At 68.7% G+C, this 26,048-nt stretch carries 17 protein-coding genes; 14 read left to right on the top strand and 3 right to left on the bottom strand.

Features of this window, described 5'->3' with window-relative positions; translation table 11 throughout:
• Nucleotides 1–285: 285 nt before the first annotated feature.
• Both QM714_RS14790 and QM714_RS14795 read right to left on the bottom strand, forming a co-directional pair.
• Nucleotides 286–1,764, bottom strand: coding sequence for an MFS transporter (locus QM714_RS14790; RefSeq protein WP_415101879.1), 1,479 nt, complete (start codon nt 1,762–1,764; stop codon nt 286–288).
• A complete protein-coding gene (locus QM714_RS14795) occupies nt 1,764–3,110 on the bottom strand; it encodes a M20/M25/M40 family metallo-hydrolase (RefSeq protein ID WP_415101881.1) in 1,347 nt (448 codons plus the stop codon). Before QM714_RS14795 ends, QM714_RS14790 begins: the two co-directional genes overlap by 1 nt.
• 170 nt (nt 3,111–3,280) lie before the next feature.
• On the opposite strand from QM714_RS14795, the gene QM714_RS14800 reads away from it, so the two are divergent.
• The 6 genes from QM714_RS14800 (at nt 3,281) to QM714_RS14825 (ending at nt 11,756) form a co-directional block, all read left to right on the top strand.
• Nucleotides 3,281–4,492, top strand: coding sequence for an allantoate amidohydrolase (locus QM714_RS14800; protein WP_415101883.1), 1,212 nt, complete (start codon nt 3,281–3,283; stop codon nt 4,490–4,492).
• Nucleotides 4,489–5,835: a formimidoylglutamate deiminase gene (locus tag QM714_RS14805; RefSeq protein ID WP_415101885.1), complete on the top strand. Its 1,347-nt coding sequence runs from the start codon at nt 4,489–4,491 to the stop codon at nt 5,833–5,835. The genes QM714_RS14800 and QM714_RS14805 overlap by 4 nt, the downstream gene beginning before the upstream one ends.
• Nucleotides 5,832–6,998 carry an imidazolonepropionase gene (hutI, locus tag QM714_RS14810; RefSeq protein WP_415101887.1) on the top strand — a complete coding sequence of 389 codons (1,167 nt, stop codon included), beginning with the start codon at nt 5,832–5,834 and terminating at the stop codon, nt 6,996–6,998. Before QM714_RS14805 ends, hutI begins: the two co-directional genes overlap by 4 nt.
• A gap of 208 nt (nt 6,999–7,206) precedes the next feature.
• Nucleotides 7,207–9,129 carry a hypothetical protein gene (locus tag QM714_RS14815; protein ID WP_415101889.1) on the top strand — a complete coding sequence of 641 codons (1,923 nt, stop codon included), beginning with the start codon at nt 7,207–7,209 and terminating at the stop codon, nt 9,127–9,129.
• Between the two features lie 166 nt (nt 9,130–9,295).
• The gene (locus QM714_RS14820; RefSeq protein WP_415101891.1) at nt 9,296–10,687 is read left to right on the top strand and encodes a cytochrome P450; all 1,392 of its coding nucleotides are present in this window, start codon (nt 9,296–9,298) and stop codon (nt 10,685–10,687) included.
• A gap of 520 nt (nt 10,688–11,207) precedes the next feature.
• Complete coding sequence (locus tag QM714_RS14825) at nt 11,208–11,756, top strand: hypothetical protein (RefSeq protein ID WP_415101893.1); 549 nt, start codon at nt 11,208–11,210, stop codon at nt 11,754–11,756.
• Between the two features lie 35 nt (nt 11,757–11,791).
• Here QM714_RS14825 and QM714_RS14830 read toward each other — a convergent pair whose 3' ends face one another.
• The gene (locus QM714_RS14830; RefSeq protein ID WP_415101895.1) at nt 11,792–12,649 is read right to left on the bottom strand and encodes an aldo/keto reductase; all 858 of its coding nucleotides are present in this window, start codon (nt 12,647–12,649) and stop codon (nt 11,792–11,794) included.
• A gap of 234 nt (nt 12,650–12,883) precedes the next feature.
• Between QM714_RS14830 and dnaK the strand changes: the two genes are divergently transcribed.
• The 8 genes from dnaK to QM714_RS14870 all read left to right on the top strand — a co-directional run bounded on the left by dnaK (nt 12,884) and on the right by QM714_RS14870 (nt 26,011).
• Entirely contained in the window at nt 12,884–14,731 is a 1,848-nt protein-coding gene (gene dnaK / locus QM714_RS14835) for a molecular chaperone DnaK (protein ID WP_415101897.1), read from the top strand.
• The gene (grpE, locus tag QM714_RS14840; protein WP_415101899.1) at nt 14,728–15,366 is read left to right on the top strand and encodes a nucleotide exchange factor GrpE; all 639 of its coding nucleotides are present in this window, start codon (nt 14,728–14,730) and stop codon (nt 15,364–15,366) included. The genes dnaK and grpE overlap by 4 nt, the downstream gene beginning before the upstream one ends.
• 85 nt (nt 15,367–15,451) lie before the next feature.
• On the top strand, nt 15,452–16,627 hold the full coding sequence (gene dnaJ, locus QM714_RS14845; protein WP_415101901.1) for a molecular chaperone DnaJ: 1,176 nt from the start codon (nt 15,452–15,454) through the stop codon (nt 16,625–16,627).
• Nucleotides 16,624–17,088: a heat shock protein transcriptional repressor HspR gene (locus QM714_RS14850; protein WP_415101903.1), complete on the top strand. Its 465-nt coding sequence runs from the start codon at nt 16,624–16,626 to the stop codon at nt 17,086–17,088. The genes dnaJ and QM714_RS14850 overlap by 4 nt, the downstream gene beginning before the upstream one ends.
• 170 nt (nt 17,089–17,258) lie before the next feature.
• Nucleotides 17,259–19,850, top strand: coding sequence for an ATP-dependent chaperone ClpB (gene clpB, locus QM714_RS14855; protein WP_415101905.1), 2,592 nt, complete (start codon nt 17,259–17,261; stop codon nt 19,848–19,850).
• Between the two features lie 78 nt (nt 19,851–19,928).
• Nucleotides 19,929–21,068, top strand: coding sequence for an ROK family protein (locus tag QM714_RS14860; RefSeq protein ID WP_415101907.1), 1,140 nt, complete (start codon nt 19,929–19,931; stop codon nt 21,066–21,068).
• A 216-nt stretch (nt 21,069–21,284) separates the two neighbouring features.
• Complete coding sequence (locus tag QM714_RS14865; protein WP_415101909.1) at nt 21,285–23,738, top strand: NEW3 domain-containing protein; 2,454 nt, start codon at nt 21,285–21,287, stop codon at nt 23,736–23,738.
• A 41-nt stretch (nt 23,739–23,779) separates the two neighbouring features.
• Nucleotides 23,780–26,011 (top strand): NEW3 domain-containing protein, encoded by a 2,232-nt coding sequence (locus tag QM714_RS14870; protein ID WP_415101911.1) that lies wholly within the window; start codon nt 23,780–23,782, stop codon nt 26,009–26,011.
• Nucleotides 26,012–26,048 lie beyond the last annotated feature (37 nt).

Genomic DNA, 26,048 nt, shown 5'->3' on the forward strand with positions numbered 1-26,048 from the left:
GCCGTGCGTACACACCAGTAACCCGATGACGGACTGTAGTTTCAGCACAATCGGTGCACCGACCCCCTGGCCTAGCGCAGCTCTGGGCCTGGGACCAGCGAGCCGGGCAACGACCCGGACCACAGGCCGCCGCCTCTCCGTGTAGGAGCTCTATCGGCCAGCACCACGGACCACCAGCAACCCGGTAGACGACGCGGCCCGAGCAGCGAGTCGCCACATAGCTGCTCCGTCGATCACAACCACTAGCCGCCGGCGCCCCGCGGCCGCGCTGAGGCCGAACCAGACTCAGGGTGTGGTGAGGGGTGCCTCGGCGGGGTCGGCGAAGGCGCCGCGGGGGACGACGAGGAGCGAGGCGGCGGCGAGCAGGGCGGCGACCGAGCAGACGGCCCAGACGGTGAGGTAGCCCGAGAGAGGAGCGTGGCCAGCCTTGGTGTCGGCGAGCGATCCGGTCGAGGACAGCGCGATCGCGAAGATCGCCGACGCGATGGCGCCGCCGACGGTCTTGGTGCCGTTGGTCATCCCGGTGGCGAAGCCGGTGCGCTCTGGTGGTGCCGCCGCAGCGGCGGAGGCGGGCAGAGCGGCGACCAGGGCACCGGAGCCGAAGCCGGCGATGGCCATGTTCAGCAACGCCTGCCAGGTGTGGTCGTGGAACGGGATCCACAAGGCATAGCCGATGGCCACCAGCAGTGAGGCAGCGAGCAACGCGCCACGTGGTCCGAGCAGGCGCGAGGTGAACGGCAAGGTGAGCGCTCCGACGGCGAGCGTGACGACGTACACCACGATCAGCACGGTCACGAACCCTGCCGACGCGCCGAGACCGAAGCCGGCCTTGTCCGGGTCGGTGCGAGCGAACGTGGAGAGCGGGATCTGGGCGCCGAGCACCGACATGCCGAAGAGGAAGGCGGTCAGCTGCACGGGCCACATCGCGGGCTTGGCGAAGAGGTGTACGTCGATGATGGGGTCGTCGTGTGCCGCCTCGAAACGCACGAACGGGACCATCGCTGCCAGGCCGAGCACGATGACCAGCCAGGCCACCAAGAAGCCGGGCCCGTTCAGTCGGATCAGGATCAGCCCGCCCATCACCAGCACCAGGCACAAGGTGATCAGACCCAAGCCGGTCCAGTCGACGCCGCCTCCGGACTGGCCGGGTCGGTCCTCCACGCCGAACCAGATGACGAAGAAGGCGATCGACACCGCGACGGCGGGGATCATCAGCAGGGTGGACATGGCCAGGCCACCCACCAGGGCACCGCTCAGGCCGGCGCCGATGATGACGGCGATCTCGAGGGCGAACACGAGGACGCCGGCAGCCGTGCGGGTGAGCCGGTCCTGGCGGGGGTCGGCGGCGGTGCGCCGGTGCACGATCGCGACCTCCATCGGCAGCCACACGACGTAGGCCCCTTGGATCGCGAAGCCGATCAGGAAGGCGGTGAAGGACGGCGCGAACGCCAAGATCCACGATCCGACCGCGGTGATCGCGGTCGACAGCAGCAGCACCCGCTTGTGCCCGATCAGGTCACCGAGCCGGGCGAGCAGCGGGATGGCCAACGCGGACACGATCAGCTGGGCGGCCTCGAACCAGTTGACGTCGGCGTCGTGCATCGACAAGTGATGCGCGATGTCCTTCCAGATCGGGGTGTAGAACCCCTGCAGGATGCCGCTGGCGATCTCGACGGCGACCAGGAAGCCGACCACCGCGGTGATCGAGTGGAGGTGCTTGGGAGCTCCGGGTGCGGGCTGGGACACCGGCTCGGGCTGGGACATCAGGAGATCCTCTCGATCAGCCGGTGATACCAGGCGATGCCGTCGAGGAACGCCTCGACGCCGAGATGCTCGTCGTAGCTGTGGATCGCCGCGCGCTGTGCCTTGCTCATCCGGAATGGCGCGAACCGGTAGACCCGCTCCGAGAGGGTCGTGAAGTGGCGGGAGTCGGTGGCCGCCATCATGGCGTACGGCGACGGGACGGCATCGGGGAAGACCTCGACGATGGTCTCCTCGAGGAGAGCGAACGCCTCGTCGCCGTCGTACGGCGAGATCGGGCTGGGCTCGCTCGCCTCGATCACCTTGATCTCGACCTGCTTGTCGCGCACGGCTTTGCGGACGTGCTCGACGACGCCGGCGACGGTGTCGCCGACCATGATCCGGATGTTCAGCCCGGCCGACGCGGTGGAGGCGATCACGTTGAGGGCCGGCGAGCCTGAGAGGGTCGTGGCGGCCACCGTGGTCCGGGTCATCGCCGCCGACTCCGGCCCGGCCGCCACCAGCGCTCGGGTGAGGACCGGTTTGAGGCGGTCGGCGTTGGCCATCAGCGGTCGGAGAGCTGCGGGGGCGTGCGGCGCGAGCCGACGCATCAGCTCCAGCGTCGGCAGCGGAGTGCTGGCCGGGAACGGCGACCGCTCGACGCGCAGGATGGCGCGGGCAATGCGAGCGGTCGGTCCCATCTTCGCCGGCGTGGAGGCGTGGCCGCCGCGTCCTTCGACGACGAGCTCGAGCGAGGTGATGCCCTTCTCGGTCACCCCGATGACGCCGACCGGGTCGGTGACGCCGGGGAATGCCTCGTGCGCGATGGCGCCGCCCTCGTCGAGCACGAACCACGGCCGCACCCCGCGCTCGCGAAGCTGCTCGACGGCCAGCTCGGCGGCTTCTCCCGAGACCTCTTCGTCACAGCCGAACGAGAGCCAGATGTCCTGCGCGGGTGCGAATCCGGCGGCCAGATGACGCTCCACTGCCTCGCAGATCGCCACCAGGCAGCCCTTGTCGTCGAGCGTGCCGCGACCCCAGATGGCGCCGTCGACGATCTCCGCGGAGAACGGTGGGTGTTGCCACGGAGCGCCTTCGTCGATGGGCACGACGTCGAGATGCGCCATCAAGACGACGGGTCGATCAGCCGCGGCGCCCGGCCACCGGAACAACAGCCCGTGTCGGGACACCCGGGTCAGCTCGAGCTGTTCGTGCAGGAGGGGGAACCGGTCCGCCAGCTCGGCCAGGAACCGATCGAACGCCTCGATGTCCACCGAGTCCGGGTCGCGGTGGGACACCGTCGGGATCCGGATCAGGGCCTGGAGGTTGGCGACGGCGAGATCGTCGGAGGTCTCGGTGCGCGCGGTCACGCTCGGACGCTACTCCGGTCCGGGGTCGACCGGCGGCACCTCGCGTGGGTGGGGGAGCCACTGATCCATGCCGCGCGCTGCGCTCCCAGGCAGCTCAAGGGTCTGGGATACGAGACTGAACCAGATGCCCGCTGGTTGTGGCCGGGCCGGGGAGGCGGTGGACTTGGTGAGTGAGCTTCGAGCAGATGTGGGCCGACCTGGCGCCGGTGGGCCGCTCGGCGCGGTCGGGTGGCTACTTCCGGCAGCCGTTCACGAGCGCCGAGATCGAGTTGCGCGCGTGGTTCGCCGAGCAGGCCGAGGCCCGGGGCCTGGCCGTGGAGGCCGACGACTTCGGCAACCTGGTCGCCTGGTGGCGTCCGGCCGGGGTGACCGGACCGGGCCTGTTGACCGGATCGCACCTGGACTCCGTCCTGGACGGTGGGGCGTACGACGGCCCGCTCGGCGTGGTCTGCGGGCTCGCCGCCGTGGATCTGCTGCGTGAGCGAGGTGTGGTGCCGACCCGGCCGCTCGGGGTCGCGGTCTTCGCCGAGGAGGAGGGCTCCCGATTCGGTCTCGCCTGTCTGGGCTCTCGCCTGGCCGCAGGCGCGATCAGCTGGGAGCAGGCCAAGCAGCTGAAGGACCGGGACGGGGTCTCCGTGGCCGACGCGATGGCCGCGGCGGACCTGTTGGGATCGAGCGAGCCCCGGCCCTGGTCGGCGCAGCAGCGCCCGGCGGCCTACCTCGAGCTGCACGTCGAGCAGGGCCGCCACCTCGTCGACCTCGGCCACGCGGTCGGCGTGGGTGCGGGGATCTGGCCGCACGGGCGCTATCGGTTCGAGTTCACCGGTGAGGCCAACCACGCCGGGACCACGCGGATGGAGGACCGACGTGACCCGATGCTCACCTACGCCGTGGCCTCGCTCGCTGCGAACAAGCAAGCACGACTGGCGGGCCAGCGGGCCACCTTCGGCCGGATCCAGGTGGAGCCCAACGGCACCAACGCCGTGCCGTCCCAGGTGACCGCATGGCTGGACGCTCGCTGCGAGACCAAGGACACCTTGGACCAGTTGATCCGCGTCATCGAACGGCAGGCGACCGAGCGCGCCGAGCGTGACGGCACCAGCGTCAGCCTGACCGTGGAGTCGGTGTCGGGTCGGATCGACTTCGATCCCGGTCTCGCCACCAGCCTGGCCGGTGGGCATGAGGACGGCGACTGGCCGATCATCCCCACCCAGGCCGGACATGACGCCGGCATCCTCGCCGAGGCCGGCATCCCGACCGCGATGCTCTTCGTGCGCAACCCGACCGGCGTCTCGCACTCGCCCGACGAGCACGCCGAGACCGCCGACTGCCTGGTCGGCGTGACCGCACTCGCCGACTCCTTGGAGCGCATGCTCTCGTGACCGTCTACCTGCTCGAGCGGGCCTGGGTCGACGGCGCCGCGCGAGACGACGTGCTGGTCACCGTCGAGGACGGCCGGTTCACCGCGGTGACCTGGGCCGGAACAACCGCCCAGTCGATTGACCAGGCAACCGACCGGGCCGCCGAGCCGGCGGATGTGGTCCGTGTGCCCGGACTGACCATCCCCGGCCTGGCCAACGCGCACAGCCACGCCTTCCATCGGGCCCTGCGCGGCCGCACCCAACGCGGCAGCGGGACGTTCTGGACCTGGCGGGAGCAGATGTACTCCCTCGCCGAGCGGCTCGACCCGGACTCCTACTACGCGCTCGCTCGCGCGGTCTACCGCGAGATGGCGGCCACCGGGATCACCTGCGTCGGCGAGTTCCACTACCTCCACCACGGCCCCGACGGGACGCCGTACGACGACCCGAACGCCATGGGTCTCGCCCTCGTCGAGGCCGCCCGCGAGGCGGGCATCCGGATCGCCCTGCTGGACACCTGCTATCTCAGCTCCGGGTTCGGCCAGCCGCCCGAGGGCGTGCAGCGGCGCTACAGCGACGGCGATGCCACCCGCTGGGGCGAGCGGGTCGCCGCGATCGCACCTCGCCCGGGCGTGGTCGTCGGTGCCGCCGTCCACTCCGTCCGCGCGGTGCCGCGCGACCAGCTCGGCACCGTGGTGGCGGCCGCCCAGGGTCGTCCCCTGCATGTGCACCTGTCCGAGCAGGTGGCGGAGAACGACGCCTGCCAAGCGGCGTACGGCCTCACCCCGACCGGACTCCTCGCCGACGCAGGCGTGCTCGGCCCGCTCACCAGCGCCGTGCACGCCACCCACCTCACCGACCAGGACATCGCGCTGCTCGGTGGCTCGCAGACCTACGCCTGCTTCTGCCCGACCACCGAGCGGGACCTCGCCGACGGCATCGGCCCGAGCGTCGCGCTGAGAGAGGCTGGCTCTGCGTTGACTCTGGGGAGCGACAGCCATGCCGTGGTGGACCTGTTCGAGGAGATGCGCGCCGTCGAGCTGAACGAGCGACTGGCCACGCAGCGGCGCGGACACTGGACCGCCGCCCAGCTGATCGAGGCCGGCACCACCACCGGGCAGGCCAGCCTCGGCTTCCCCGACGCCGGTCGGATCGCGCCCGGCCACCGGGCCGACCTGGTCACCGTGGACACGGCGACCCTCCGCACGGCTGGCACCGGCGCCGACGAGCACACCGCGGTGTTCGCCGCCACCGCAGCCGACGTCACCCAGGTGATGGTCGACGGGAGGGTCGTGGTGCGGCAGGGTGAGGCAGCGGACATCGGACGTGAGCTGGTCGACGTCATCGGGAGGCTTCAGCAATGAACAGCGCCACCACCCTGGTCGCCGGCATCGGTGAGCTGGTCACCAACGACCCGGCGCACGGCGGTCCGCTCGGCATCCTGCGCGATGCCGCCCTGGTGATCGACGGTGATCGGGTCGCCTGGACCGGGCCGGCCAGCGCGGCGCCGGACGCCGACCAGCGGGTCGACCTGGCGGGCCGCGCGGTGCTGCCCGGCTTCGTGGACAGCCACAGCCATCTGGTCTTCGCCGGCGATCGCGCCGAGGAGTTCGCCGCGCGGATGACCGGGCAGCCCTACTCCGCGGGCGGCATCCGCACCACGGTCGCGGCCACCCGCGCCGCCACCGACGAGGAGCTCACCGCCAACGTGGCGCGGCTGGTGACCGAGATGCGCCGGCAGGGCACCACCACGGTGGAGATCAAGAGCGGCTACGGCCTCAGCGTCATCGACGAGGCGCGTTCGCTCGCGGTCGCGCGTCAGTTCACCGACGAGACCACGTTCCTCGGCGCCCATGTCGTCCCGGAGGGCACCGACGCGACGTCGTACGTCGATCTGGTCACCGGCCCGATGCTCGACGCCGCGGCGCCGCACGCCAGTTGGATCGACGCCTTCTGCGAGACCGGCGCCTTCGACGCCGATCAAGCCCGGACGGTGCTGGAGGCCGGGCAAGCCGCAGGGTTGCGCGGTCGTCTGCACGCCAACCAGCTCGGCCCCGGTCCGGGTGTGCAGCTGGCTGCCGAGCTGGGGCTCACGGCGGTCGATCACTGCACCTACCTGACCGGTGCCGACGTCGATGCGCTGCGCGACTCCGGCACCATCGCCACCCTGCTGCCGGGGGTGGAGTTCTCGACCCGGCACCCCTACCCCGACGCCCGCCAGCTGATCGATGCCGGGGTCGCGGTGGCCATCGCCAGCGACTGCAACCCGGGGTCGTGCTACACGTCCTCGATGCCGTTGTGCATCGCGCTGGCGGTGCGGGAGATGCGGATGAGCCCCGCCGAGGCGGTGCGGGCCGCCACCGCGGGCGGAGCCGCTGCGCTGGACCGCGATGACGTGGGCTCGCTGACCCCCGGCGCACGCGCCGACCTGGTCGTGCTGGACGCCCCCAGCCACGTGCACCTCGCCTATCGCCCCGGTGTGCCGCTGGTAGCCGGCGTCTGGCTCGGCGGCCAGCCGCTCAGCTGACTCGGGGCATTGCCGAAAATGACGCAGCCGTAAGGCACTGGAGTAGCCATTGACTGGCCTCCGGGGGCGGTCGCGCCGGTCTAGACGACTAGGTGCCTGCCTGATTACATCTTGGGTAAGGGTGTATACGCTCGACGGAGTACGCCACCGAAGGTGGTGTCTGGGGGAGTTCCCTATCAAGCGCACTTCAAAACGTGGGGGTTGAGTTATGCGCAAGTCACTGGCCGCTGCCTGCCTACTGGGGCTGACAGCACTGGCCGTTCCGACTCTCGCTGTGCCGAGCACAGCGGCCGAGCCGACCATCGGATCCATCGTCTCGGCGAATCCGGACAACTGGCCGCCGAACGTGCAGAACGGCAAGGTCGAGTCGATGGTCCAGGTGGGCGACCGGATCATCGCGACCGGCACGTTCACGTCCGTCACCGACAAGAACGGCACGGCGTACACGCGCAAGAACATCTTCGCGTTCAATGCGACCACCGGTGCGGTGGACACCACCTTTGTGCCTGAGATCACCGGCACCGAGGTCACCGAGGTCGTCGACGCCGGCGACGGCACCGTCTTCATCGGTGGGAAGTTCAGCGCGGTCAACGGGGTCAAGTCCTCGAAGGTCGCGCGGATCGACGCGACCTCCGGCGCCGTGATCACCACCTTCAAAGCGAAGGCGATCAACGGCGCAATCAACGACATGCAACTCGTCGACGACAAGCTCTACATCGGCGGAATCTTCACCACCATCGGTGGGCAGTCACGCACGCTACTTGCTGCACTCGACCCAACCACGGGCGCGGACACCGGCACGGTGAACCTCACCTTCGCCGGTCTCTGGAACGGCGGCAAGCTGGCCGTCAAGCACTTCGACATCAGCGACGACGGCAACAGCTTGGTCGCGATCGGCAACTTCCGCACGGTCGACGGGCAGAGCCGTCCGCAGATCATGATGGCCGACCTCAGCGGGTCCACCGCGACTTTGGCGAGCTGGTGGACCAGCCGGTTCTCGGCAAGCTGCTCGACCTCCTTCGACACCTACATGCGCGATGTGGACATCGACCCGACTGGCACCTACTTCGTCGTCGGCGCAACCGGCGCCTACTCCGGCGGAGTGGGCTCCGGCACGCTGTGTGACGCCGTGAGCCGCTGGGAGTTGACTCCGACCACCACCGCGAGCCAGGACCCCAGCTGGGTGGACTACAGCGGTGGTGACACCTTCACCCAGGTGAAGGCGACCGGTGCCGCGATCTACGTCGGCGGTCACTTCCGGTGGCTGAACAACCCCTACTCCTCCGACTCGCGAGGGGTGGGCGCAGTCGTCCGCACCGGCCTTGCCGCAATCGACCCGCGCAACGGGCTGCCCTTCAGCTGGAACCCGACCCGCAATCGCGGCGTGGGTGTGTGGGAGTTCATGACCACCAACGCCGGACTGTGGATGGGTCATGACACTGCCGTGGTGGCCAAGGAGAAGCGCGGCCGGCTCGCCTTCTTCCCGACCACCGGTGGCACCGCCCTGCCTGTCGAGAACACCGGCAGTCTGCCGGGCGCCGTCTACCTCCTCGGCAAGACCGACACCGTCACCGAGCGGGACTTCACCGGCTCGACCGTGACCGGGAGCCAGGCCGTGGCCAACGGTGGTCAGGCCTGGGGGAGCGCCCGTGGTGCGGTGATGATCGACGGCACCCTCTACACCGGCTGGTCCAACGGGACGCTGCGCTCGCGCACCTTCGACGGCACCACCTTCGGTGCCGCCACCACGGTGAGCCTCAACGGCCTCACCCAGTTCGCCAACGAGATCCCGAATATCACCGGGATGTTCTACGACAAGGTCAGCGGTCGGCTCTACTACACCCTGTCCGGTCAGTCCCAGCTCTACTACCGCTACTTCGAGCCGGAGAGCCAGACTGTGGGCTCGGTGCGGTTCACGGCGCTGGGCAACGGCAGCGGCATCACCTGGAGTGACACGACGGGTCTGCTGCTGGCCGACGGCAACCTCTACGTCGCCTCCGCCAGCACCGGCAACCTCGCCGAGGTCGGCTGGAGCAACGGCGCGCTGTCCGGCACCGCGACTGCGGTGAGCGGGCCGAGCGTGGACGGCAACGACTGGCGCGGGCGCGAACTCTTCCTCTACGCCGGCTGATCCGCACGACTGACAGCACTGCCACCGCGAGACGTCGTACCGCCTGGTCGCCCGAGCGATTGGAGAGTACGACGTCTCGTGGTGCTGTGGTAGCTCACGAGGAGCGCCTCCCCGTGAGGATCGCGCTCCTAGACTGACCAGAGCAGCGAGGAGTCCGGGAGGCGACGTGCGCGACACCGACACCGACAAGGTCGCCCGACTCTCGCGCGAGCGCTTCGAGCACACCCGGCCGCCGTCGCGGCGGGACATGCCGCCGGTCGACACGACCAACCTGCCTCCGGGTCCGCGGCAGCCCTCCCTCGCACAGAGCGCCGGGGTGCTCCGCTTCCGGCATCGTTATGTGCCCGGGTTGCGTCGGCGGTTCGGCAACGTGTTCACCGTCCGGCTGTTGCCGGCGGGGCGCACCGTGGTCATCTCCTCCCGGCCAGACGTCACCAAGGAGATCTTCGCCGGCGATCCGGCGGTCTTCCACGCCGGCAAGGGCAATGCGATCCTCGGTCCGATCATGGGCGAGCATTCGGTGCTCGTCTTGGACGGAGCGGCCCACAAGCGCGCCCGTCGACTGTTGATGCCGGCCTTCAGCGGCCATGCCCTACGCGGCTACCGCGAGGTCGTGGCCGGCCTGGCCAAGACCGAGGTCGCCTCGTGGACTCCGGGCTTGGAGTTCCGCGCGCTCGACCGGATGAACGCCTTGACCTTGGAGGTGATCCTGCACGTCGTCTTCGGCGTCACCGACGAGGAGCGGTTGGCCCAGCTGCGTCCGCTCGTCTACCGGACCGTCAACGTCAGCCCGCTGGTCCTGCTCGGCTGGGGCTTTCCGCCGCTGCAGCGGATGGGGCCGTGGAAGCGGACCGTCGAGACGTCGTACGCCCTGGATCGGCTGATCGTCGCCGAGATCTCCGAGCGACGGCAGGCGCCCGACCTTGCCGAGCGCACCGACGTCCTCTCCCAGCTGATCCGGCTCGAGGACGACGGCGAGCGGCTCTGCGATGCCGAGTTGCGCGACCACCTGGTCACGCTGCTGCTTGCTGGGCACGAGACCACCGCCACGGCGCTGGCCTGGGCGCTCTACGAGGTCGGCCGCGATCCCGAGCAGATGGCCCGCGCCCGCGACGCCGCGCGCACCGGTGACGACGACTGGCTCGAGGCGATCTTCAAGGAGTCGCTCCGGCTGCACCCCGTGCTCGCCATGGTGGTGCGCACCCTGATGCGACCCACCACCCTCGGCGGGCGCCTGCTCCCGCGCGGCACCACCGTCGCCCCGTCGATCCTGCTCTCGCACAGTGACCCGGCCAATTTCCCCGAGCCGGAGCGGTTCCGCCCCGACCGCTTCACCGGCGACCACCCGCCGTCCCTGACGACATGGATCCCGTTCGGTGGCGGGGTGCGCCGCTGCCTGGGCGCGGCGTTCTCCCAGATGGAGGCGGTCGAGGTGCTGCGCGAGGTGTTCAGCCACTACGACGTGCACGCCGTCGGCGAGGAAGGACCCAAGGTCCGCAACATCACCAGCGTCCCCGACCAGGGCGCCCGGATCGTCGTCACGCCCATTTCCGGCTAACCGCCGGTGGTCGCGGGTCGCTCGCCGGGTTGCTGGTCGTCGTGGGTCACCGCCGACAGGCACCTACAGCGGAACAGCGCCGCCGGTGCTGGAGTTGCTGGCCGGGTCGCTGGAGTCCTGCGGTCGCCGGTCTGCTCCGGGTCTGAGACCCCCGCCGATGGTTCCGAAACAACAGGTCCGGCGTCTCGGGGGCCGGGGACATGCAGTTTCAGCACAATCGATGACCCGTTCCCGTGAGTCCGACGCCAGCCTCGACCCCACCACTCACACGGGTCGCTGCTTTCCCAAGGTAAGTGGGTGGAGCGTCACTTCTCATGGCGTATACGCCATGAGAAGTGCAGGTTCATCGAGATACCTTGGGAAAGCAGCAACAGGAGTGACCCCAGCAACCCGGCAAGCAGCCGGAACCCAATACCCAAGCACTCCCGTCCTGGCGTAGCAGCCCTGTCGGTCGCAACCACAGGCGACAGCTGGCGCCGGCAAATGCGGCGACTCAGGGGAGACTCAGTAGGCTGCCAGGGTGCCGGAGCATCGAGAACACCCCGTCTTGTGGGGGCTGGTGGCGTTGGTCGCCGTGGCCGCCGCTGTTGGTGTGCTGCTCGGTGTCGGCGCGCTCGGCTTGAGTCGATCGGTCGGTCTGGGTGGTGACACGGCCAACGCCGCCTCCGATGGCGGGAGCATGTATCTCCCCAAGCCGTCGCCCACGTCCTCCTCAGCCCCTGCCGCGCCGAAGGAGACTCAGGCTAGTGAGGGCGGGGGGTCGCAGCCCAGCAAGCCGAGCAGTTCGGCGACCAAGGAGCACGAGATCACGTTGACCGCAGGGCAGCAGTCGGTCGCGCCGATGGCGCAGATCGACCTGAGCGGCACCTACCCGGGCGGCAACGGTGCGATCTTGCAGGTGCAGCGGTTCGAAGAAGGCACGTGGGCCGACTTCCCGGTCACCACGTCGGTGAACGGTGAGGCCTTCTCGACCTACATCATGACCGGACGGTCCGGGCTCAACCGGATCCGCGTGGTCGACACCAACACCGGCACCAAGTCCAACGAGGTCAAGATCCACATCGGCTGACGGCTGCCGCAGACACCGCCAAGCTCACGCCGAGCTCAGGACGGGATCCAGTTGAACCGATCCGGGTTCGGGCCGGTGCGGCCGGCCTCGCCTTCGTCCAGGGCAGACAGGGCGGCCACGTCCGCCAAGGACAGCTCGAAGTCGAAGACGTCGTAGTTCTCCCGCATCCGCTCCACGTTGGTGGACTTGGGGAAGACGATGTCGCCACGCTGCAGGTGCCAGCGGAGGGCGACCTGCGCGGGAGTCCGACCGAGGCGCTCGGCGATCTCGACGATGACCGGGCTCTCGGCAACCTTGCCTCGGGCGATCGGCGCCCAGGCCTCGGTAAGCACCCCGTGCCGGGCGTTGGCCGCGCGCGCCGACTCGTTGGTGAAGAACGGATGCACCTCGATCTGGTTGACCGACGGCGCCACCGCGGTCTCCGCGACGATCCGGTCCAGGTGGGCGGGCTGGAAGTTGGAGACGCCCACCGATCGGGTCAGCCCCTGATCGCGCAGCTCGACCATGGTCTGCCAGGTGGACACGAAGTCACCGTCGTAGCGCTCGGGCAGCGGCCAGTGGATCAAGAACAGGTCGACCTGGTCCAGGCCGAGCGCCTCCAGCGACTCCGCGAGCGAGCGCCGAGCATCGTCGGGTCGGTGGTTGCCGTTGTTCAGCTTGGTGGTGACGAACAGCTCGTCCCGGCCGAGTCCGGAGGCAGCGAGGGCCGCGCCGACGCCGGCCTCGTTGCCATACATCTGAGCGGTGTCGATGTGGCGGTAGCCCACCTCGAGCGCCCGCTCCACCACGCCCTGGGTGTCCGGCGGCGGCACCAGGTAGACCCCGAAGCCGAGTTGCGGGATGCCGAGTCGAGGGGTGGTGTCGTCGTTGAGGGTGAGGGTGGGGATCGTCATGCGAGTCCAGACAACGTCGGCGCGTCGGCTATTCCCGGCCACGAAGAGGGTCGGAGCGGTCGGGACGGAAAGCCCGGCAGAAAAGTCTGGCCGGATCGGAACAATCCTGCCGCGGCATGCGTTGCACACCATGAACAGACTTGAGTTGCATCGACTCAACTTATTGGCCAGACTGGACTCGGTACGACGTCCGGCGCGGCGTCAGCAGACATCAACCCTGGAGGTAACACACACATGGCACGAGCGGTCGGTATCGACCTTGGCACGACGAACTCCGTCGTCGCCGTCCTAGAGGGTGGCGAACCCACCGTCATCGCGAACGCAGAAGGCTCGCGGACCACCCCGTCGGTGGTCGCCTTCGCCAAGTCCGGCGAGGTGCTCGTCGGTGAGGTCGCCAAGCGGCAGGCCGTCACCAACGTCGATCGCACCATCCGCTCGGTCAAGCGTCACATGGGCACCGACTGGACGGTGTCGTTCGACGACAAGACCTTCACCCCCCAGCAGATCAGCGCCTTCATCTTGCAGAAGCTCAAGCGGGACGCGGAGGCCTACCTCGGCGAGCCGGTGACCGACGCGGTGATCACCGTGCCGGCGTACTTCTCCGACGCCCAGCGGCAGGCCACCAAGGAGGCCGGCGAGATCGCCGGGCTCAACGTCTCCCGCATCGTCAACGAGCCGACCGCGGCCGCACTGGCCTACGGCCTCGACAAGGGCGACGACCAGACGATCCTCGTCTTCGACCTCGGCGGTGGCACGTTCGACGTGTCGCTGTTAGAGATCGGTGAGGGCGTCGTGGAGGTCAAGGCGACCTCCGGCGACAACCACCTCGGTGGTGACGACTGGGACGCCCGGATCGTCGAGTGGATGATCAAGAAGTTCAAGGACAACACCAGCGTCGACCTGGGCCAGGACAAGATCGCCAAGCAGCGCCTCCAGGAGGCGGCGGAGAAGGCCAAGATCGAGTTGTCCTCCTCCAGCGAGACGACCATCCACCTGCCTTACATCACCCACGGCGAGTCCGGCCCGCTGCACTTCGAGGAGAAGCTCTCCCGCAGCGAGTTCCAGAAGATGACCGCCGACCTGCTCGACCGGACCAAGGCGCCTTTCAAGCAGGTGCTGAAGGACGGCGGTGTCGACGTGGCCAACATGGACCACGTCGTGCTCGTCGGTGGCTCGACCCGGATGCCGGCGGTGACCGAGCTGGTCAAGGAGCTGCTCGGCGGCAAGGAGCCCAACAAGGGTGTCAACCCCGACGAGGTCGTCGCCGTGGGCGCCGCGCTGCAGGCCGGTGTGCTCAAGGGCGAGGTCAAGGACGTGCTGCTCCTCGACGTCACCCCGCTGAGCCTCGGCATCGAGACCAAGGGTGGCGTGATGACCACGCTTATCGAGCGCAACACCACCATCCCCACCAAGCGCAGCGAGGTCTTCACGACCGCGGACGACAACCAGCCGTCGGTGGAGATTAAGGTCGCCCAGGGCGAGCGGCCGATGTGGGCGCAGAACCAGCCGCTCGGCAACTTCGAGCTGACCGGGCTGCCGCCGGCTCCGCGCGGCATCCCGAAGATCGAGGTCACCTTCGACATTGACGCCAACGGCATCGTGCACGTGTCCGCCAAGGACACCGCCTCGGGCCGTGAGCAGTCGATGACGATCTCCGGTGGCTCGGCGCTGGGCAAGGACGAGATCGACCGGATGGTCAAGGAGGCGGAGCAGTACGCCGCCGACGACGCCGCGCGCAGGGAGAACATCGAGACCCGCAACCAGGCCGACCAGCTCGTCTACACCACCGAGAAGTTCCTGGCCGACAACGGCGACAAGATCCCCGACGAGGTGAAGACCGAGGTGCAGGCCGACGTCGACGCACTCAAGGCCACCTTGGAGAACGCCGAGGCCGACACCGACAGTCTCCGGTCGGGCATTGCCAAGCTCGGTGAGTCCAGCCAGAAGATGGGCGCCGCGATGTACGCCGCCGCGGAGGCCGACCAGGCCGCCGCCGGCGGGTCCACCGGCAGCACTGGTGAATCCGACGACGACGTCGTCGACGCCGAGATCGTCGACGAGGGCGGGGACGAGGCGAAGTGACCGAAGGGTTCCACTCCGCGGCTGACCCGGCGCACGCGCGCGCCGGGTCGGCCGGCGGCCCCGAGTCGTCCGAACCGCAGGCCGAGCAGAGTCCAACCAGAGAGCAGCCCGAGGGCGCCACCCCGGTGGGCGAGGAGCCGCAGGCGGCCGTCGGTCAGCCGGACGGCGAGACCGTCGCCGACAATGGACTCGGTGACGACCTGACCAAGGCTCAGGCCGACGTGGAGTCGCTCACCGGCGACCTGCAGCGGCTGCAAGCGGAGTACCTCAACTACAAGCGGCGCGTCGAGCGTGACCGCGAACTGGTCCGGGAGAACGCCAGCTATGCCGTGCTCGCCCCGATCACCGACGTGCTCGACACCATCGATCGCGCCCGCGACGCCGGGCCTCTCGAGGACGGACTTCGCGCCGTCGCCGACCAGTTGGAGCGGGTCGTCACAGGACTCGGGCTGTCCAAGTTCGGCGAGCCCGGTGACGTCTTCGACCCGACCAGGCACGAGGCGCTGTCGCATCTCGGCACCGACCCGGAGGTCGAGGAGACCACGGTCAAGATGGTCGCCAAGGCCGGTTATCGGATCGGTGACCGGGTCGTCCGCGCAGCGCAGGTGCTGGTCGTCGACCCGGCCGAGGGGTGAGGTCGACGCCGCGCGCCACGCCGTACATCCGTCGCGGGTGTGACCGGTGCCGCGACATCAGGGCGAGAGGAGAGGAGGTGCGCGGATGAGTGACAACGACGGCATGAGAGCCGACTGGGCCAACAAGGACTTCTATGCCGAGTTGGGCGTGGGCAAGGACGCCAGCCAGGCCGACATCAAGAAGGCCTACCGCAAGCTCGCCCGCGCCAACCACCCCGACTCCAACCCGGGTGATGAGAAGAAGCACGAGAAGTTCAAGGCCGTCGCCGAGGCCTATGACGTGATCGGCGACGCCGAGAAGCGCAAAAAGTACGACGAGATGCGCTCGATGTTCGCCGGCGGCCGCTTCCCCGGCGGCTTCGGCGGTGGCGGTGGCACGGGCGGCGGGTTCGACCTCAACGACCTGCTCCGCGAGCACGGCGGTCAAGGCGGGCTCGGCGACATGTTCGGCGACATGTTCGGCGGCGGCGGCTTCGGCCGCCAGCGCGCCAAGCCGCGGCCGGTCAAGGGCGCCGACATCGAGACCTCGACCACGATCGGCTTCACCGAGGCGATGGACGGGGTCACCGTCGCGTTGCGACTGACCTCGGACTCCGTCTGCCCGGAGTGCAAGGGCACCGGCGGCATGCCGGGCACCAAGCCGCACATCTGCCCCGAGTGCGAGGGTGCTGGATTCGTCGTCGCCTCGATGGGTGGTGGCTTCTCGATCAACGAGACCTGCCCGATGTGCGGTGGGCGGCAGCTCGTCTACGACGACCCGTGCCCGGTCTGCCACGGCACCGGCCGTGGCCACTCGATGCGGACGATCCAGGCGCGCATCCCTGCCGGCGTCAAGGACGGTCAGAAGATCCGGCTGCGGGGCAAGGGTGCTCCCGGTGAGAACGGCGGCCCGGCCGGCGACCTGCTGGTCGCCGTCAAGGTCCGCCCGCACCGGCTGTTCGGCCGCAAGGGCGATAATCTCACCCTCGCGGTGCCGATCTCCTTCGACGAGGCCGCTCTCGGTGGGGAGATCAAGATCCCGACCCTGGGTGGCGGTCCGGTGACCTTGAAGCTGCCCGCGGGCACGCCCAACGGCCGCACCTTCCGGGTGCGCGGCAAGGGCTCCCAGCGCAAGGACGGCACCCGAGGCGACCTGCTGGCCACCGTCGAGGTGCAGGTGCCGGCGGTTCTCGACGCAACCGCCAAGGAGGCTGTCGAGTCCTATCGGACGGCGATGGCCGGCAAGCCGCTGCGGGCGGGTCTGTTCGAGGAGTCGTCGTGACCGAGCAGAGTTCTCGGCCCCGGCGTCGGGCCACCGAGCCCATCGCGGCGCCGGGCCCGGAGGCAGCGGTTTACGTCATCTCGGTAGCCGCCGAGCTCACCGGCCTGCACCCGCAGACGCTGCGTTCGTATGAACGGATGGGGCTGATCTCGCCCGGTCGCACGGGGGGTGGCGGTCGTCGCTACTCCCACACCGATCTCGAGCTGCTTCGGCTGATCGCCGACCTCACCGGCGCCGGCATCGGCATCGAGGGGGTCCGTCGGATCCTCGACCTGCAGAACCAGGTCGAGGCGCTCCAGCTGCGCAACGAGGAGCTGGTCATCGAGCTCGAGGCAACCCGAGAGGCACTGCGCGACGCCCTGTCGCGGCGCACCTCTGCTGCGTCGGGTAGCCGCGTGCCGGCTCGCCGTGATCGGCTGACCGGTCAGTCGATCGTCGTCTGGCGGCGCGGTCAGTCATGACCCAGCGGACACCATCCTCCCTGGTCGCTGGCGGGACCTCTAAGAACGCCGAAGTTGAGTGGAATGGACTCAACTTTTGGGGCGTTGTATCGAGAGGGGACCACAGTGGTCCGGGCAGGGGTCGTTGTGACCACTGAGTAGTCGCCGAGGCAGTCGTCGAGAGGAAACCGTTGAGCCAGTTCGGAGCCGAGAAGTTCACCACCCGCAGTCGTGAGGTCATCGAGGCCGCCCAGCTGTCCGCCACCACCGCGGGCAACACCACCATCGAGCCCGTCCACCTGCTGGTGGCTCTGCTGCGCCAACAAGACGGGGTCGCGCGCACCCTGGTGACCAAGACTGGGGTCGACGTCGACGGTCTGACCGCGCTCGCGGAGACCGCCCTCGCCAACCTGCCCAAGGCCACCGGAGCGACCGTCCAACAGCCGACCGCGTCACCCTCGCTGACCCGCGTGCTGGCGAGCGCGATCGACCTGGCCGCGTCGATGAAGGACGAGTACGTCGCCACCGAACACCTCCTGATCGGCCTGGCCACCGTCGAGTCGCCTGCCCAGAAGGTGCTCCGCGACGCCGGGCTGACCGCCGACGGACTCCGTGAGGAGCTGACTGCCGTTCGCGGCAATCGTCGGGTCACCAGCGAGGACGCCGAGTCGACCTACGAAGCGTTGGAGAAGTACTCCGTCGACCTCACCAAGGCTGCCGAGGAGGGCAAGCTCGACCCCGTCATCGGGCGGGACGCCGAGATCCGCCGCGTCGTACAGGTGCTCTCGCGTCGCACCAAGAACAACCCCGTCCTGATCGGTGAGCCGGGCGTCGGCAAGACCGCGGTGGTCGAAGGACTCGCCCAGCGGGTGGTCGCCGGCGACGTCCCCGACTCGCTCAAGGGCCGCCGCGTGCTCTCCCTCGACCTGGCCGCCATGGTGGCCGGCGCGAAGTATCGCGGCGAGTTCGAGGAGCGCCTCAAGGCCGTGCTCGAGGAGATCAAGGACTCTGGTGGCCAGGTCGTCACCTTCATCGACGAGCTGCACACCGTCGTCGGCGCTGGTGCCGGGGGCGACTCCGCGATGGACGCCGGCAACATGCTCAAGCCGATGCTGGCCCGCGGTGAGCTGAGGATGATCGGCGCCACCACCTTGGACGAGTATCGCGAGCGGATCGAGAAGGACCCCGCCCTCGAGCGGCGCTTTCAGCAGATCTTCGTCGGCGAGCCGAGCGTCGAGGACACCGTGCAGATCCTGCGCGGCATCCAGGAGAAGTACGAAGCCCACCACGGTGTCCGGATCACCGACGCCGCGCTGGTGGCCGCAGCGACACTGTCCGACCGCTACATCACCGGTCGCCAGCTCCCCGACAAGGCGATCGACCTGATCGACGAGGCGGCCTCCCGGCTGCGGATGGAGATCGAGTCTTCCCCCGAGGAGATCGACCAGCTCCGCCGGGCGGTCGACCGGATGAAGATGGAGGAGTTCGCGCTCGCCAAAGAGTCCGACGACGCGTCCTCGGAGCGGCTCGGACGACTGCGCCAGGATCTCGCGGATCGCGAGGAGGAGCTGCGCGGCCTCGAGCACCGGTGGGAGCAGGAGAAGGCGACGCTGGAGGGCGAAGGCGAGTTGCGCCGTGCCCTGGACCAGCTCAAGATCGAGGCCGACCGCTACCTGCGCGAGGGCAACCTCGAGGCGGCCAGCAAGATCAACTACGAGTCGATCCCGGAGCTGGAGAAGAAGATCGAGGCGGCCGTCTCGTCGGAGAAGCAGGACGTCGCCCCCCTCGTCGGCGAGGAGGTCGGCGCCGAACAGATCGCCGAGGTCGTCGAGGCCTGGACCGGCATCCCGACCGGCCGCATGCTCGAGGGCGAGACCGCGAAGCTGCTGCGGATGGAGGAGGTCATCGGAGAGCGGTTGATCGGCCAGCGTGAGGCCGTGCGCGCCGTGAGCGACGCCGTACGCCGTGCCCGCGCCGGCATCGCCGACCCCAACCGACCCACCGGGTCCTTCCTCTTCCTCGGTCCGACCGGCACCGGCAAGACCGAGTTGGCCAAGTCGCTGGCGGACTTCTTGTTCGACGACGAGCGTGCCATCGTGCGCATCGACATGAGCGAGTACTCCGAGAAGCACTCGGTCGCTCGTCTCGTCGGCGCGCCGCCCGGCTATGTCGGCTACGACGAGGGCGGTCAGCTGACCGAGGCCGTCCGACGTCGGCCCTACTCCGTCGTCCTCCTCGACGAGGTCGAGAAGGCCCACCCCGAGGTCTTCGACATCCTCTTGCAGGTCCTCGACGACGGCCGACTCACCGACGGACAGGGCCGCACCGTCGACTTCCGCAACACACTGCTGATCTTGACCAGCAACCTCGGCTCGCCCTACCTGGTCGACCCGACGCTGGACTCGGAGAAGAAGCGCGAGTCGGTGATGGCGGTGGTCCGGGCGTCCTTCAAGCCGGAGTTCCTCAACCGTCTCGACGAAATCGTCGTCTTCGAGGCGCTCACCAGGGAGGAGCTCGCCGAGATCGTCGACCTCCAGCTGGGCCTCTTGGAGCGGCGGCTGGCGGTGCGGCGGATCACCATCACCGTCAGCGACGCGGCTCGCGGGTGGCTGGCGGACAAGGGCTACGACCCGGCGTACGGCGCCCGTCCACTGCGCCGGCTGATCCAGGGCGCGATCGGTGACCCGCTCGCCAAACTGCTCATCAGCGGCGAGATCGTCGACGGTGGCCAGGTCGGCGTCGACGTCATCCCTGGCGGGGAATCGCTCGTCCTCATTCCCTGACCTGCCTCCTCTGCGCCGACCCCGTGCGTATGATGGCTCGCCGTGATGCCGGTCTTTCCGTTGACCAGCGTGGGATCAATGTCGGTGTTCACCACTGTCGTGGTGGGTGGCTCGATGTCCCGCGCGGACGTCGCGCGACGCACTGGGCTCACTGCCGCAGCGGTGACCAAGATCGTCAATCCGCTGATAGCGGCCGGCTTCTTGAAGGAGAGCCCGGCGGGGCCTAGCGGTGTGGGACGCCCCGCGTTGCTCCTAGATGTCTGTCCGGAGGCGGCGTGGTTCTCGGGATTCAAGTTGACCGCGGACGAGCTGGTCGGAGTGCGCATCGACCTCGCTGGCCGGATCCGGGCCAGTCGCCGGACGGCCATCACCACCCACGACGTGGGTCGGGTGCTGGATGCCATCGTGCGCCTCAACGGTCGATTGAACCGTGCGGTGCCGGAGTCGGTTGCGGTGCTCGCGGGCGCCGCCGTGGCGGTCGCCGGTGACGTCGATCCGCGCGACGGCATGGTCGGCTTCTCGCCGTTCGTCGGTTGGCGCGACGTGCCACTCGGGCCGATGGTGCGAGACCGGCTCAACCTGCCGACCATTGTCGACAACGACGTGCGGGCGCTCACCGCCGCGGAGCACTGGTTCGGTGAGGGGGTGGGCGCCGACTCCTTCGCCGTGATCACCATCGGGGCCGGTATCGGATGTGGCCTCTTCCTCAACGGATCGTTGGTGGAAGGCTCCCATGGCGTGACCGGTGAGGTGGGACATCTGCCGCTCGCTGGCTCGGGTCGAGCCTGCTACTGCGGTGGATCCGGTTGCGTGGAGACCGTCGCGTCGGCCGATGCCATCGTGCGAGATGTCGCGCACGCGCTGGGCCGGGAGGTCGACACGGTGGAGGAGGCGATGGCGCTGGCTCGTGGCGGAGACTCCCGCGCCCGCCAGGTGTTCGCCGACGCGGGTCATGTGATCGGGCTCGCCGTCGCTGCGGTGGTGAATCTGGTCGGTCCCGAAGTCGTCGTCCTCACCGGTGAGGGCCTCGCCGAGATGGACCTCCTCGGCCCCCGGGTCCGTGAGACGTTCGCTGCCCAGGTTTACGGACATGCCGAACGGTGCCGGCTGCTGCTGCGCCCGTTGCCTTTCGAGGCGTGGGCCCACGGCGCTGCCACCCTCGCGCTGCAGGCCTTTGTCGCCAGGACGGGTCCGTTAGGAGTCGTGGCTGTCGTCTAGGCTGGCCTCGAACGCGCGCCGGTAGGGCATTCCTGCGAGCCGCTCTCGACCGATTCTGTCCGGTCTGAAGTCGCCTTCGCGCACGTTCGTCCGGCCGAAGAGTGTTGCGGCAGTGTGATATCCGCATGACAAATTTGTTTCTTGACGACGGAAACATATTCCCACTAGCGTGCCGCGAGAAGCCCACCCCGCTCTGTGAACTCGGCAGGAGGACCAATGTCCGCAGCACGAACCCCACACCCCCTCCGGGGGCGAACTACCCTGGCAGCACTGACCATCCTCGGTCTGGTGATCGCGTTCGTGGCCGCCACGCTCGGCCCGACGCAGGCCGCGCCGATGTCTTCGCGGTCGTCGTACGACCCGAGCGCGAAGTGGGATCGGTCCAGCAAGCCCTATCTCGGCTGGAGCAGTTGGAGCATGCAGGCCACCAGGCGTGACGGGGTGAACCCCAACGGCAGTTACAGCTGGCTGACCGAGGATGCCATCAAGGCGCAGGCGGACTACATGGCTGCTCACCTGAAGAAGTACGGCTACCGCTACATCAACATCGATGCCGGCTGGTGGCGCACCTGGAACTGGACCCCGGTGTACGACGACCACGGGCGCCCGGCCGTATGGAGCGAGCGGCTTCCCAGTGGGATGAAGGAGATCGTCAAGTACATCCACTCCAAGGGTCTCAAGGTGGGCATCTACCTTCCCGCCGGGATGGAGACGGGCAAGGAGGGCGACAACGGCGATGTGGGGCAGGACCTCACCAAGACCATCGCCGGTGCCCCGGAGTGCACGCTGGCCGACGCGATCTACGACGACCAGCGGCTGACCAATGGCTGGCAGAGTTCTTATGCCCTCGACTTCGAGAAGGACAACGGCTGCGCCGCGGCCTACGTCGACTCGCTGGTCGACCTGTTCGAGGGCTGGGGCGGCGTCGATCTGCTCAAGCTGGATGGGTTCGGCCCGGGCTCGGGTCACACCGATGTCTCCGGAGACAACGCCCGCTACGACAACCGACCCGAGCTGGCCGAGTACGACAAGGCGTTCCAGGCGACCGGTCACCACGTCGAGATCCAGGTCTCCTGGGCGATTCCGCAGGCCGAGATCGAGTCGATCGTGCCCTACGCCGACTCGTGGCGGACGGAGGCGGACGTCGAGTGCTACTGCGATGACCTGACCCGCTGGAGCACCGCCTCGAGCCGTCTCGACGCGGTCGCCTCGTGGGCGGGGCTCGACGGTCCCGACCGGGGTTGGAACAACCTGGACTCCCTCGAGGTCGGCAGCGCGGACCTCGACGGCCTCACCGAGACCGAGCGTCAGTCCGTGATGGCCCTCTGGTCGATCGCCGCTGCGCCGCTCTATCTCGGCGACGACCTCACTCAGATCGATGACTACGGCTTGAAGCTGATTACGAACCGCAACGTTCTCGCGGTCAACCAGGACCGCCTCGGCGCGCCGCTACGAGTGCTGCAGAACGACGGCTCCACCTATGTCTTCGCCCGGACTATGGCGAACGGCGATGTTGCTGTCGGACTCTTCAACAAGAGCGACCAGGCGGCGACCGTGTCGACCAGCGTCGACGACCTCGGCCTGGCCAAGAAGAGTCGGGTCTACGGGGTGACGGACCTCTTCGCGCACACCAACCGGCAGACCACCGGTGCGATCAACGCCGCACTGCCGGCACACGGGAGCGCGTTGCTCCGGGTGTCGGCGTCATCCGCCGCCAGTTGGTACCCCGCGGCGGTGACGCTGTCAGCCAGTGCCGACAGCAGCAGTGTCAGCACAGGCGGCAAGGTGTCGGTGCCAGTGGCGCTCACCAACAACGGCGGCTCCGCAATCGTGGTCAAGAGGCTGCAACTGACCGCACCGAGTGGCTGGAAGGTCAAGGCGACCAAGAAGCTGCCCAGCACGTTGGGGGCGGGCAAGACGATGACCGTCACGTTCACCGCCACAGCGCCCGCAACGGCCGACGACCCGATCTCGACGGCTGCACTGACGGCGATCGCAAACTACCGCTCGGCTGGCAAGACCGTGAAGGCCTCGACACCGTTGGACCTGAGCGTGGTCTCGCCGTTGTCCGACGACTATCAGACCGCGAACACGACCGGGGTCGACGCGCTGTTCGCGCAGTCCGGTGAGGTGCTGGCGGTCCAGGCGGCCGGCACCAACGTGGGACCCACCACCAGCGGGCCGACCGGTTCGACCGCCGGTGCCGACGAGTACGGCGCGATCTATCAGGCCGGTGCGGTCAGCGACGGTTCGACGGTGGAGGCCACGGTGAGCTCGGTCGCCAGTGGCAAGGCGGGGATCATGGTCCGCAACGACATGGACGGTGACGGGAGTCCGGTCGGTGTTGCGTTCTATGTGACGTTGAGTCGGTCCGGCAGCTACCGGGTCGGTCTGGTCTCCAGCTCGAGCGGTGCGACGGAGTACGACACCACCCTCGGGGGGACTAGCGCCGCCACGGTGACGTTGCCGGTCACGCTGCGTCTGGTCCGATCGGGCACCGTCTACGAGGCCAGCTATTCGGTCGATGCTGGCTCGACCTGGACCACGCTGGGCACGGCGACCCTCGACGCGTCGGCGGCCGCTGACAGCCAGGACGCCGGCGTCTTCGCCAGCTCCGGGTCGAGCACCGCCGGTCTCGCTTTGTTCGCCGACTTTGATGTGGAGGGATGATGAGAGCGACAAGTGACACACGATTGACAGCAGCCCGCAGGGTGGGCGTCCGTCTTCTGGCTGCCGTCGCCCTGGTGGCGACGTCGGGTCTGGTGGTGGGGTCGAGCACGGCCCCGGCCCAAGCCGTGGACAACGGCTTGGCGCTCACCCCGCCGATGGGGTTCAACGACTGGAACTCCTTCGGCTGCGACATCGACGAGCAGGACTTCAAGGACACTGCCGACCTGTTCGTCAGCTCGGGCCTGCGCGACGCGGGCTATGAGTACATCAACATCGACGACTGCTGGATGGAGGGCCGAGACATCAGTCGATCCGATCCGACTCGAGCCACCGTCGGTCGCGATCCGGACACCCACCAGTTGATCCCCGACCCGACGTACTTCCCCAGCGGGATGAAGGCCCTGGTCGACTACATCCACGACCGTGGCCTGAAGGTCGGCATCTACGAGAGTGCTGGCACCACCACGTGCCAGGGTCTGGCCGGCAGCCTCGGCTACGAGGACATCGACGCGCAGACCTTCGCGGATTGGGGCATCGACTACGTCAAGTACGACAACTGCGGCACTCACGAGGTCACTGTCGACGGCGAGACGTTGAGCTTCACCGACGATCAGGCCGGCTACATCGAGCGGTTCCAGCGGATGGCCGACGCCATCGAGAAGACCGGGCGGCCGATGGTCTACAGCCTGTGCGAATGGGGCAACTACGACCCGTGGGAGTGGGGTGGTGACATGGGCAACCTGTGGCGCACCACCTTCGACATCAGCGACACCTACGCCAGCATGGTCGACATCTTCAAGGACAACGTCGTGTTGGGCGACCACGCCTCTCCCGGGGCCTGGAACGACCCCGACATGCTGCAGGTCGGCAACGGCGGGATGACCGATGAGGAGTACCGCACCCACTTCAGCCTCTGGTCGATGATGGCCGCGCCGCTGCTGATCGGGACCGACCTGCGCGAGGCGAGCGACGCCACCTGGGACACCCTGCTCAACACCGACGTGATCGCGGTGGACCAGGACTCCCTAGGCGTTCAGGCAGACGTCGTCTCCCAGGTCGGGACGTCGTGGGTGCTGGCCAAGCCGCTGGCCAACGGCGACGTCGCCGTGGCGCTGTTCAACGAGGGCGACCAGGCCACCCGGATCGGGACGACCGTCAAGGCCGTCGGCGTGAAGACGCACCGGACCGCGTATCGACTGGTCGACCTCTGGTCGAAGAAGAAGACCGCGACAACCGGCAACATCCGCGCTAGCGTGCCCGCCCACGGGACGGTCGTGTACCGGGTGTCGGCGAAGAAGGGGGTGGCGTCGGTAGCGCCGGCGGTGAGTCTGGACACCTCGAGCTCGACCTCGCAGCTCGCCCCCGGCGGCACGACCCGAGTCACGGTCCGGTTCGACAACGACGGGCCCGGGGCGGTGTTCCACACCAAGCTGGCTCTCACCGCGCCCAGCGGTTGGAAGGTGACCCGACTCAGCGGAGCACAGCCGGTCAAGGTTCGCAGTGGAGGAGTCACCAAGGCGACGTTCACCGCGCGCGCGCCGAAGGAGGTCTCCGATCCGATCTCGGCCGCCGAGCTCACCGCTAAGGGGGCCTACCGCACCCGCCAGCACTCCGGAGCCAGAGCGGCCTCCACCTCGGTCGGTCTGAGCGTCGTCTCCCCGGTCAGCTCGCCCAACCTCACCGCGAACACGACCGGGGTCGACGCGCTGTTCGCGCAGTCCGGTGAGGTGCTGGCGGTCCAGGCGGCCGGCACCAACGTGGGACCCACCACCAGCGGGCCGACCGGTTCGACCGCCGGTGCCGACGAGTACGGCGCGATCTATCAGGCCGGTGCGGTCAGCGACGGTTCGACGGTGGAGGCCACGGTGAGCTCGGTCGCCAGTGGCAAGGCGGGGATCATGGTCCGCAACGACATGGACGGTGACGGGAGTCCGGTCGGTGTTGCGTTCTATGTGACGTTGAGTCGGTCCGGCAGCTACCGGGTCGGTCTGGTCTCCAGCTCGAGCGGTGCGACGGAGTACGACACCACCCTCGGGGGGACTAGCGCCGCCACGGTGACGTTGCCGGTCACGCTGCGTCTGGTCCGATCGGGCACCGTCTACGAGGCCAGCTATTCGGTCGATGCTGGCTCGACCTGGACCACGCTGGGCACGGCGACCCTCGACGCGTCGGCGGCCGCTGACAGTCAGGACGCCGGCGTCTTCGGCAGTTCCGGGTCGTCCAGTCCGGCGCTGCAGACCTTCAGTGGATTCACGGTAACCGGCAGCGCGTAGCTCCCTCCTGGCGGTGCTTCTTGCCGCCGGGGCGGAG

The organism is Nocardioides sp., assembly GCF_047602075.1.
In the GTDB taxonomy this organism is placed as follows: Bacteria; Actinomycetota; Actinomycetes; order Propionibacteriales; family Nocardioidaceae; genus Nocardioides.

Bases quoted from the DNA above. Each gene is read 5' to 3' on its own strand.
- dnaJ (WP_415101901.1), top strand. From the start codon at position 15,452: ATGAGTGACAACGACGGCATGAGAGCCGACTGGGCCAACAAGGACTTC.
- QM714_RS14865 (WP_415101909.1), top strand. From the start codon at position 21,285: ATGTCCGCAGCACGAACCCCACACCCCCTCCGGGGGCGAACTACCCTG.
- QM714_RS14815 (WP_415101889.1), top strand. From the start codon at position 7,207: ATGCGCAAGTCACTGGCCGCTGCCTGCCTACTGGGGCTGACAGCACTG.
- QM714_RS14830 (WP_415101895.1), bottom strand. From the start codon at position 12,649: ATGACGATCCCCACCCTCACCCTCAACGACGACACCACCCCTCGACTC.
- QM714_RS14790 (WP_415101879.1), bottom strand. From the start codon at position 1,764: ATGTCCCAGCCCGAGCCGGTGTCCCAGCCCGCACCCGGAGCTCCCAAG.
- QM714_RS14860 (WP_415101907.1), top strand. From the start codon at position 19,929: ATGTCGGTGTTCACCACTGTCGTGGTGGGTGGCTCGATGTCCCGCGCG.
- hutI (WP_415101887.1), top strand. From the start codon at position 5,832: ATGAACAGCGCCACCACCCTGGTCGCCGGCATCGGTGAGCTGGTCACC.
- dnaK (WP_415101897.1), top strand. From the start codon at position 12,884: ATGGCACGAGCGGTCGGTATCGACCTTGGCACGACGAACTCCGTCGTC.